Source organism: uncultured Acidovorax sp., assembly GCF_964021665.1.
Lineage (GTDB): Bacteria > Pseudomonadota > Gammaproteobacteria > Burkholderiales > Burkholderiaceae_C > Acidovorax > Acidovorax temperans.
This window is the reverse complement of sequence record NZ_CAXIAK010000109.1, coordinates 1-9,918: the sequence shown is the minus strand read 5'-3', so window position 1 is coordinate 9,918 and position 9,918 is coordinate 1. Positions and strand designations below refer to the sequence as shown.

Below are 9,918 nucleotides of genomic sequence, written 5' to 3'. Positions count from 1 at the left end.
CCAAATTCCCAACGAAAAAAATGCCAGTCAGCTCTTAACTGACTGGCATTGCGCGATTGCGGGCTTTTGTGTTTTCGCAGACGCGTGGGGCTCAGCGCCCGCGCAAAAAAAGCCCGTCCAGCTCTTTCATCGTGAGCTGCCGCCAGGTGGGGCGGCCATGGTTGCATTGGTCCGATCGGTCGGTGGTTTCCATCTGCCGCAGCAGGGCGTTCATCTCGTCCAGCGTGAGCTTGCGGTTGGCCCGCACCGCGCCGTGGCAGGCCATGGTGGCCAGGATTTCATTGCGGGCGCGTTGCACCACCGTGGTGGCGTCGTGGGCGGCCAGCTCGGCCAGCACGCTGCGGGCCAGTTCCACCGGGTTGCCCTGGGCCAGCGTGGTGGGCACGGCGCGCACGGCCAGGGTCTTGGGCGAGAAGGGGACCACCTCCATGCCCAGCAGGGCCAGCACCTCGGCCGATTCTTCGGCCGTGGCCACTTCCTGCGGGGTGGCGGCAAAGGTGGCGGGGATCAGCAGCGGCTGGCTGGCAATGCGGGCGCCGCTGTCCACCTGGGATTTGAGGCGCTCGTACACGATGCGTTCGTGGGCCGCGTGCATGTCCACCACCACCATACCCTGGGCGTTTTCGGCCAGGATGTAGACGCCGTGCAACTGGGCCACGGCGCGGCCCAAGGGCCAGGTGGATGCGTTGTCGCTGCGCTGCTCGGGCCACACCATGGCCTCGGCGCGTGTCCCATCGTCCACGGCGCTGTTCGCGGCATTGGGCGTTGGGGCTGCTGAGCTGGGACCAGCTTCTGCGGATGCAACCCCCGCAACTTGTGCAGAAGGCGCCCAAAGCCCGCCCAGCGCGGCGTCCGGCACGCTGGGGGTTATCTCGCGGGGTGACCACAGGGCCTGCAGGTCTTGCACGCGGTGGCCTCGGTCTTCAAATTTCATAGCAGCTTGCGCTTGCCACATGGGCGCTACAGGCTGTTTTTGCTCTAAACCTTGAGGGTGCGGTGCGGTGGCGGCTGACTCACCCGCGGCTTGTGCGGCCTGGGCCGCTGCCAAGGCTGCGCGGGGCGCAGCCAGCGCGTTTTCCACCGCATGGCGCACGGCCTGGTGCACCTCGCGGCTGTCGCGAAAGCGCACTTCGATCTTGGTGGGGTGCACGTTCACGTCCACGCGGGCGGGGTCGATCTCGACATACAGCGCGTAGATGGGCTGCTTGTGGCCGTGCAGCACGTCTTCATACGCGGCGCGGGCGGCGTGGGTGAGCACCTTGTCGCGCACAAAGCGGCCGTTGACGTAGCAGTATTGGTGGTCAGGCCGCGAACGGGCGGCGTCGGGCAAGCCTGCGCGGCCAGTCACCGTCACTGGGCCCACGCGGTGCTGCACGGCGACCGACTGGGTGACGAAGTCCTCGCCCAGCACGTCCGACAGGCGGCGGGCCAGTGCGTCTTGCGGGTTGCCTTCGCCGGGCACAAAGGTGGCGCGCCACTGCTCCACCAGCTTGCCTTCGTGCCAGATGGCAAAGCCCACATCTGGCCGCGCCAGCGCGTGGCGGCGGACCGATTCAATGCAGTGCGCCAGCTCGGTCGCATCGGTCTTCAGGAACTTGCGGCGCGCGGGGGTGGAGAAGAACAGCTCTTTCACTTCCACTGTCGTGCCCTGGCTGCGGGCAGCGGGGCGCAGCTCGCCGCTGCGCGCGTCCAGCAAAAAGGCGCTGGCCTGCGTGGGCGGGCGCGAGAGCAGGGCCATCTCCGATACCGAGCTGATGGCTGCCAGCGCCTCTCCCCGAAAGCCCATGGTGGCCACGGTTTCCAGGTCGTGCAGGTTGGTGATCTTGCTGGTGGCGTGGCGGCGCAGTGCCACGGGCAACTCTTCGGGCGGAATGCCCAGGCCGTCGTCTTCCACCGCAATCAGGCGCACGCCACCGGCCAGCAGTCGCACGGTGATTTGCGTGGCCCCCGCGTCCAGCGCGTTGTCCACCAGCTCGCGTACCACCGAGGCGGGGCGCTCCACGACTTCGCCAGCGGCAATCTGGCTGATGAGTTCGTCGGGCAGGTCGCGGATCGGGCGGCGCGTGCCGGGCAGGGATGCTTCGGGCGCGGAGATTTCGGAGGTGGGCTGGGTTGGGTTCACCCGTCAGATTTTAGGCGTCGGCCCCATGGGGATTTGATAGCAGGGTGATGAGGATAATGCGCGCTGCTTTCAACCTCCTCACCCCAGCCACGCAAGGCCCGTTCATGGAAATAGTGACCTTTCTGATCGATTTCATTCTGCACGTAGACAAATACCTGGAGGCGTTCGTGCAGAGCTATGGCATGTGGGTGTATGCGCTGCTGTTCCTGATCGTGTTTGTGGAAACCGGCGTGGTGGTCATGCCCTTTTTGCCGGGGGATTCGTTGCTGTTCATCGTGGGCGCGCTGTGCGGTGCGGGCCTGATGAATTTTCCGCTTGCGTGCGTGGTGCTCATCGTGGCGGCCATCCTGGGCGACCAGTGCAACTACACCATCGGGCGGTACTTTGGCCCCAAGGTCTTCCAGTGGGAAGACTCGCGCTGGTTCAACAAGCGCGCGTTCAACCAGGCGCATGACTTTTACGAGCGCTATGGCGGCATCACCATCGTCATTGCCCGCTTCATGCCCTTCATTCGCACCTTTGCGCCCTTTGTGGCGGGCGTGGCGGAAATGAGCCGCACCAAGTTCACGGCCTACAACGTGGGCGGTGCGCTGCTGTGGGTGCTGGGCATTGCCACGGCGGGCTACTTCTTTGGCAACCTGCCCTGGGTGAAGGAAAACCTGGACAAGATCATCTGGGCGCTGATTTTGGTGCCGGGTCTGATTGCGATTGCAGGGGCCTGGAAGGCAGGGCGCAACCAGCCTGCACAGCCCTGAATTTGCTATTGAATTGAGAGCTGCTAGCGCTTGTTTGATAAGCGCTAGCAGCTATTTTTGCTTGTACTCTGCTTATCGGCGCGGCGCGCGGCGCTGGTCTTTGTTTTCGCCAATTTCGTGGCCGATCAGTGCGCCCGCAGCAGCGCCGCCCACGGTGCCCAGAGTGCCACCAAAAACCGCATTGCCCACCAGGCCGCCAGCGGCGGCACCTACCCCTGTGCCGATTTGCGCATTGGTGGGGTTGGACGCGCAGCCGCCCATGGCCAGGGCAGCAACCAGGGCCGTGGCCCCGATGAGATGACGTGTGTGCAGCATGGTGTGTTCCTTTCGCAAGTGGAGATGGGCCGGTGCCTTCGCGTTTGGAAGCCGATGGTCTGGCCCATGGCTTCACTGTGAATCGCTACCGCCCTGCGCGGTGTCAGCCCTGGGCTTGCGCGTCTGTAGGAATTGGGGTGAATGCGGGGGGGATGGGCTTGTCACCGCACCGGCAGAGGTTCATCGTGGCTTGGGTTGCTTCACGAAATCATCAGGGCCCGACCGGGCTGGTGCACACGTCAAGGAGTGCGTCACGCGGTTGAACCGGCCTACAACAAGAAGGGAAAGTGCTCAATGTCTGAACACACCTCTCATCCCGCCCAGGGGCTCAACCGGCTGACCATTGCCCAGCAGATCAGCCTGCTGGCCGGGGTGGCAGTGCTGGCCCTGGTGGTCATCCTGGCGCTGAGCCTGGTGCGGGTGCAGCAACTGGGCGCCACGGTGGAAGAGCTGGGCCACGAACAGGTGGAGCGCCTGCAACTGGCGCTGCGCTGGCGCAGCAACATTGCGGTGAACGCCACGCGGGTGCTGTCCATCACCCAAACCGATGGAGACAACTTGCAAGGCTATTTCAAGGACGTGATAGGCAGCACCACGGCCGACACGACCAAGGTGCAGCAGCGCTACACCGAGCTGGAGAAAAGCCCCGGTGGGCTGCGCATTCAGGAAGAGCTTGCCACCGTGCGCAAGTCGTACCTGGAAACGCGCGACAAGGCGCTGGCCATGAAAAAGGCGGGTGATGTGGCGCAGGCCAGGGACTTTGCCTTGAAGGAGTTTGCGCCAGTGGTAGACCGCTACAACGCCGTGGCCGACAAGATGGTGGCCTACCAAATTGAGCGCTCGGAAGCCCAGGCGGCTGAGGCCAATGCGCTCATCCGCTCGTATCGCATGGCGGTGGTGGTGGCCGGTGTGGCGGGGCTGGCGTTGCTGGTGGTGCTGGTGGTGCTGGTGGCGCGTATCCGCCAGTCGCTCAGCGAAGTCAGCGGCGTGGCGCGCCGTATTGGCGAGGGCGACTTGTCCCGCCCTGTGCAGGTGAGTGGCCGGGGCGAGGTGGCCGAGATGATGCTGGCCATGCAGCAGATGCAGGCCTCGCTGGTGCGCATCGTGGGCGAGGTGCGCCTCAGCAGCGACAGCATTGCCACCGGCTCCAGCGAGATTGCGACGGGCAATGCTGACCTAAGCCAGCGCACCGAAGAACAGGCCAGCAACCTGGAAGAAACCGCCGCGTCGATGGAAGAGCTGACCAGCACCGTCAAGAACAATGCCGATACGGCACACAAGGCGGCCGCGTTGGCGGGCGAGGCTTCACGCGCGGCCGTGCAGGGGGGCGAAGTGGTGGGGCAGGTGGTGAGCACCATGGAAGAAATCTCCGCTGCCTCGCGCAAGATCACCGACATCATTTCCGTGATCGATGGCATTGCCTTCCAGACCAACATCCTGGCGCTGAACGCTGCTGTGGAGGCTGCCCGCGCAGGCGAGCAGGGGCGGGGCTTTGCGGTGGTGGCCAGCGAGGTGCGCAGCCTGGCCCAACGCTCGGCCGACGCGGCCCGCGAGATCAAGACCCTGATCGGCGCAAGCGTCGAGAAAGTGGAAAACGGCACCCAGCTGGTGAGCGAGGCCGGGCGCAGCATGGAGGGCATCGTGGCCCAGGTGCAGCGCGTGAGCGACCTGATTGGCGAAATCTCCAGCGGCACGAGCGAGCAGACCACCGGCATCAGCCAGGTGGGCGAAGCCGTCACCCAGCCGGACCAGGTGACCCAGCAAAACGCAGCGCTGGTGGAACAAAGCGCCGCCGCTGCCGACAGCCTGCGCCACCAGGCGGCCAAGCTGGCCGAGGTGGTGAGCGTTTTCCGTCTGGCGTCTTAGCCTGCCAGTTTTTTGGGCCAGCGAGGTCCTGTTCACGGTGCCCGAAAGGGCCGTGAACAGGTAGAAAGATCACACCGACCGGCTGCGCGCCAGCGGCGGGTTCTTGGCGAAGTAGCGGGTGATGCCGCGCATCAGCGCATCGGCCAGCTGCTGCTGGTAGGCGCTGCTGCGCAGGCGGGCTTCTTCTTCGGGGTTGCTGATGAAGGCAGTCTCTACCAGCACGCTGGGAATGTCGGGCGCCTTGAGCACGGCAAAGCCCGCTTGTTCCACGCGCGGCTTGTGCAGCCGGCCGATATTGCCAATCTCGCCCAGCAGCACGGTGCCCAGGGCCAGGCTGTCGTTGATCTGCGCGGTGGTGCTCATGTCCAGCAGGGCGCGCTGCACATGGCGGTCTTTGCTCTGCACGTTCAGGCCACCCACCAGGTCGGCCTGGTTTTCCTTGTTGGCCAGCCATCGCGCTGCCGTGCTGGATGCGCCGCTTTGGCTCAGCGCAAACACGCTGGCACCGCGCGCGGCGGGGGTGGTGAAGGCATCGGCGTGGATGCTGACGAACAGATCGGCCTGCACGCGCCGCGCTTTTTCCACCCGCGTGCCCAGGGGCACGAAGTAATCGCCGTCGCGGGTCAGAAACGCGCGCATGGGGTTGCCGCCCACGGTGGTGGCGTTGATGCGGTCGCGCAGCAGGTGGGCCACGCGCAGCACCACGTCTTTTTCGCGCGTGCCGGCGGGGCCAATGGCGCCGGGGTCTTCACCGCCGTGGCCGGGGTCCAGCGCCACGATGATGATGCGGTCGGTTTGTGTAGCTGTGGCCCGCCCGCCCGGGCGGTTGGCCGCCACGGGCGGAGCCGCCGGTATAGGCGCGGCCGGGGTGGGTGTGGCGCTGGGCCCGGGGCGGTCGGCGTGCTGGGCAATCAGGTCGCCCAGCGGGTCGGCTGGTTCGTTCGGCTTGGCGGGCGCAGCGGTTTTGTCCGCAGGGCGGGGCGGGGCAGACGCCGTGGCAGCAGCCGCTGGCGCGGTGGTGTCCCGCAGGCGCTCGGCAATCAGGGCTTCGAGCGGGTCTACGGGCTCGGCCGGGTACAGGTCGAACACCAGGCGGTGCTGGTAGGCCGCGATGGGCGGCAGGGTGAACACCTGGGGCTGTGCGGCCTGCTTCAAATCGACCACCAGTCGCACCACGCCAGGGGCGTTTTGCCCCACGCGGATGCCGGCAATGTTCGGATCGTCGGGCTTGACCTTGGCGACCAGTTCGCGCAGTTCGGGGCTGAGGTCAATGCCTTCGATGTCCACCGCCAGCCTGGGTGGGGTGGTCACGAAAAACTGCTTGGCCACCAGCTTGGTGTCCGACTCGATGGTGACGCGCGAATATTCGGGCGCTGGCCACACCCGCACGGCCAGGATGCTGGCGCCGCGCGCAATCTGCTGCGTGCCCAGCAGCAGCACCAAACTGCCGGCCTGCAAGAGGCTGCGCCGGCTGGGCGAGCGCGGTGGGCGGGCGGGGTGTGCGTCAGCGGTCATGCGCTCAATCCTTGGAGCAGGCTGCGGCCGGTGGCGGTGCCTGCACGCAGGGTGACTTGCCTTTCGGTTTCGTTCATTGCTTCAATGTGTATAGCAAGGTCCGCAGGCGGGGTAAGCGCTGCAGCCTTTTCGGGCCATTCTGCCAGCTTGAGGCCGGGGCTGGCAAAGATGTCCCGAAAGCCCGCGTCTTCCCACTCGCGCGGGTCGTCAAAGCGGTAGAAGTCGAAGTGCCAGATGGCGAGCTGTGCAGTTTCGTGCGGCTCCACCACGGCGTAGGTGGGGCTCTTGATGCGGCCTTGCACACCCAGCGCGCGCAGCAGGTGGCGCACCAGCGTGGTTTTGCCCGCGCCCAGGTCACCGTGCAGGGTGATGAACGCGTTGGCCAGCGCAGGCTGTGCAGCCAGCCGCTGGGCCCAGGCGGCGGTGTCGTCCTCGCTGCGCCAGGTGGTGGTGGCCTGGGCTGTGCCGGGGCTTTCTACAATCTGGCCGGTATGTGGTGCAACAGTCAACTCGTTCCTCAAATTCAGGAGTGGGCCCGCGAGCTGGGATTCTCCCAAATCGGCGTGGCCGGGGTGGATTTGTCTGCGTCAGAGCCGGGATTGATGCAGTGGCTGGCGCAAGGGTTCCATGGTGACATGCATTACATGGCCGCCCACGGCCTGAAGCGCGCCCGCCCGGCCGAGCTGGTGCCGGGCACCGTGAGCGTGATCACCGCGCGCATGGACTACCTGCCCCGCGACCGGGACAGCGCCCCCGCTGTGGCCCAGGCGGGCGGCTGGCAGGCCATGGAGCTGCAGCGCCTGCAGCGCCCCGCCGAGGGCATCGTCTCGATGTACGCAAGGGGGCGCGATTATCACAAGGTATTGCGCGCCCGCCTGCAAAAACTCAGCGACCGCATTGCCGAGGCCGTAGGGCCTTTTGGCCACCGGGTGTTCACCGATTCAGCCCCCGTGCTGGAGGCCGAGTTGGCCGCCCGCAGCGGCCAGGGCTGGCGCGGCAAGCACACGCTGGTGCTCAACCGCGAGGCGGGCTCCACCTTCTTTTTGGGCGAGATCTACGTGGACATGGCCCTGCCGGCCACCGAGCCCGTCACCGCCCACTGCGGCAGTTGCAGCGCCTGCATCGACGCTTGCCCCACGCTGGCCATCGTGGCGCCCCACCGAGTGGATGCGCGGCGTTGCATCTCTTACCTCACCATCGAATACGCAGGCCCCATTCCTCTGGAGTTGCGGCCCCTGATGGGCAACCGCATCTATGGCTGCGACGACTGCCAGCTGGTGTGCCCCTGGAACAAGTTCGCCCAGGTCAGTCGCCTGCCGGATTTTGATGAGCGCAAGGGCTTGTCGGGCCAGCAGCTGGTGCACCTGTTTGCGTGGGACGAGCCCACCTTTTTGCGCATGACCGAGGGCGGCCCCATTCGCCGCATCGGCCACGAGCGCTGGTTGCGCAACGTGGCCGTGGCGCTGGGCAACGCACTGCGGCAGGCTGACAGTGCGGAGCTGCGCAGCGCCCTGCAGTCACGCGCGCAAGACCCGAGCGAGCTGGTGCGCGAGCATGTAGCCTGGGCGCTGGCGGTTTGAGGTGAAATTGGGCTCTGACGCTTGATGGATAAGCGCTAGCAGCTATTTTTTTGATAGCAATCCGGTGCTTTGCAGCGTCTGCACCAGCCCATCGGTAAAACGCGCGTAGCCGGCTGCATTGGCATGCACGCTGTCGGCGCGCAAGCGGGCGTCTGCCAGCACGGTAGACCAGCCATAGGCATGCAGTGGAATCTTCAGCGCCTTGGCTGTCTCTGCGTACACATCGTGGTCGCTCAGGTGCCCTGCCGCTGCCATGAGCGATAGGCCGGGCACAGCCACCAGCAGCACCTGCGCGCCGCTGGCACGCGCCTGCTCGCCAATGCGGCGAAGGTTGGTGCGCGTGGTTTCGAGCGGCAGGCGCCGCAAAAAGTCATTGCCCCCAATGCTCACGATCACCAGCGCGGGCTGGTGTTCCTGCAGCAGGGCGGGCAGCCGCCCCAGCGCCTGGGCCGAGGTGTTGCCTGAAACACCTGCGTTGATCACGTTCCAGCCGGTGCGGGCGGCCAGTAGGGTGGGGTAGGCGGTGTCGGCCGATGCGCCCACGCCCGATGTCAGCGAATCGCCCAGCGCCAGCACGGTGGCACCCGCTGGCACAGGCTGGGTGGCAGGCTTTCGGCCGCAGCCGGGCAGCCCTGCGCCCGCAATGATGAGCGCCAGGGCACCCAGCAAGGCGCGTCGTTGCATCGTCGATTTCATCGCAAAAAGCCCAAAGCGAATGGCAGGCTGGCCACTCCCAGCACGGTAGACAGCGTGACGAGCCCGGCCACATAGGGCCCGTTGTAGCCCATGCGCGCCGCCAGCACGTAGCAGGTGGACGCCGTGGGCAGGGCCGAGAAGGCCAGCAGCACCGTGGTTTGCACGGCGTCGAGCTGGAACCAATGCGCCATGCCCCAGGCAATCAGCGGTTGAATCAGGTGGCGAATGGACAGGACCGACACCGTGAGCAGGCGGCTGCGGCCCAGCAGCCCAAACTGCATGCCCGCGCCTGCCGCCATCAACCCCAGGGCCAGCGATGATGCGCTGATGCGGCTCACCGTGGGCTCCATCCACCCCGGTATGCGAAAGCCCAGCAGGTTGGCCACCAGGCCCGACGCCGTGGCGATGATGAGCGGATTGCGCAGCAGTTCGCGCACAAAGCCCTGGCCGCCGTGGCGTGCCATGGGCCACACGGCGGCCACGTTGAACAGCGGCACGCACACGCCAATCAGCACGGCAATCATCAGCAAGCCTTGCGCGCCTGCCAGGCGCTCGGCAATTGCCAGGCCAATGAACGAATTGAAGCGGAACGCCACCTGTGCGCTGGCGGCATGGTCGCGGCGCTCCATGTGCGAGCCCAGCCAGGGCCAGTAGGGCAGCGAATACGCCAGAGCAATGCCCGCCACGCCCGAGAGCAGCCCCGCCGCCATCAGGCTGGATGCAGCGCCCACGTCAATCGGGCTTTTGACGATGGACTGGAACAGCAACACCGGAAACAGCAAGTAATACACCAGGCTCTCGACGGGTTGCCAGATCGATCGGTTCAGGGGGGTGTACCGGCACAGCAGGTAACCGAACAGGATGAGGGAGAAATCTGGAAGCAGGAGCTGGGCGTAATTCACGTTTCGAGAATACCTGAAGCGCCTGCCCCGAGTGGGCTGGCAGGCTATCAGCCGGCTGCTGCATCGGGCACCACGCACCGGCGCGTATGCCCCGGGTCTCTGTGCGAAATCCCTAGTCTTACTGTGTCATAAAAGTAGTTTTTCACTCATGCTGATGCGGCCGCAGC

At 65.9% G+C, this 9,918-nt stretch carries 9 protein-coding genes; 3 read left to right on the top strand and 6 right to left on the bottom strand.

Translation table 11 applies throughout. The features are described from left to right. Nucleotides 1–91 precede the first annotated feature (91 nt). Nucleotides 92–2,122, bottom strand: a complete 2,031-nt coding sequence (gene mutL / locus AADJ04_RS16290; protein WP_341240255.1) for a DNA mismatch repair endonuclease MutL — start codon at nt 2,120–2,122, stop codon at nt 92–94. Nucleotides 2,123–2,226: 104 nt separating this feature from the next. On the opposite strand from mutL, the gene AADJ04_RS16285 reads away from it, so the two are divergent. Beyond that, nucleotides 2,227–2,877 (top strand): DedA family protein, encoded by a 651-nt coding sequence (locus AADJ04_RS16285; protein ID WP_044401522.1) that lies wholly within the window; start codon nt 2,227–2,229, stop codon nt 2,875–2,877. Nucleotides 2,878–2,949: 72 nt separating this feature from the next. Here AADJ04_RS16285 and AADJ04_RS16280 read toward each other — a convergent pair whose 3' ends face one another. Then, nucleotides 2,950–3,192: a glycine zipper 2TM domain-containing protein gene (locus AADJ04_RS16280; RefSeq protein ID WP_341240254.1), complete on the bottom strand. Its 243-nt coding sequence runs from the start codon at nt 3,190–3,192 to the stop codon at nt 2,950–2,952. Between the two features lie 294 nt (nt 3,193–3,486). Here AADJ04_RS16280 and AADJ04_RS16275 point away from each other — a divergent pair, with 294 nt between their 5' ends. Beyond that, nucleotides 3,487–5,058 (top strand): methyl-accepting chemotaxis protein, encoded by a 1,572-nt coding sequence (locus AADJ04_RS16275; RefSeq protein ID WP_341240253.1) that lies wholly within the window; start codon nt 3,487–3,489, stop codon nt 5,056–5,058. A 69-nt stretch (nt 5,059–5,127) separates the two neighbouring features. Here the strand turns inward: AADJ04_RS16275 and AADJ04_RS16270 are convergent, their stop codons facing one another. After that, on the bottom strand, nt 5,128–6,573 hold the full coding sequence (locus tag AADJ04_RS16270; RefSeq protein ID WP_207374346.1) for an N-acetylmuramoyl-L-alanine amidase: 1,446 nt from the start codon (nt 6,571–6,573) through the stop codon (nt 5,128–5,130). Then, nucleotides 6,570–7,055, bottom strand: coding sequence for a tRNA (adenosine(37)-N6)-threonylcarbamoyltransferase complex ATPase subunit type 1 TsaE (gene tsaE / locus AADJ04_RS16265; RefSeq protein WP_273625224.1), 486 nt, complete (start codon nt 7,053–7,055; stop codon nt 6,570–6,572). The genes AADJ04_RS16270 and tsaE overlap by 4 nt, the downstream gene beginning before the upstream one ends. Before the next feature lie 9 nt (nt 7,056–7,064). On the opposite strand from tsaE, the gene queG reads away from it, so the two are divergent. Then, the gene (gene queG, locus AADJ04_RS16260; protein ID WP_242638185.1) at nt 7,065–8,153 is read left to right on the top strand and encodes a tRNA epoxyqueuosine(34) reductase QueG; all 1,089 of its coding nucleotides are present in this window, start codon (nt 7,065–7,067) and stop codon (nt 8,151–8,153) included. A gap of 42 nt (nt 8,154–8,195) precedes the next feature. Here queG and AADJ04_RS16255 read toward each other — a convergent pair whose 3' ends face one another. Continuing rightward, entirely contained in the window at nt 8,196–8,837 is a 642-nt protein-coding gene (locus AADJ04_RS16255; protein ID WP_341240252.1) for a GDSL-type esterase/lipase family protein, read from the bottom strand. Between the two features lie 8 nt (nt 8,838–8,845). Next, nucleotides 8,846–9,751, bottom strand: a complete 906-nt coding sequence (locus tag AADJ04_RS16250; RefSeq protein WP_198846192.1) for an AEC family transporter — start codon at nt 9,749–9,751, stop codon at nt 8,846–8,848. Between the last annotated feature and the right edge of the window lie 167 nt (nt 9,752–9,918).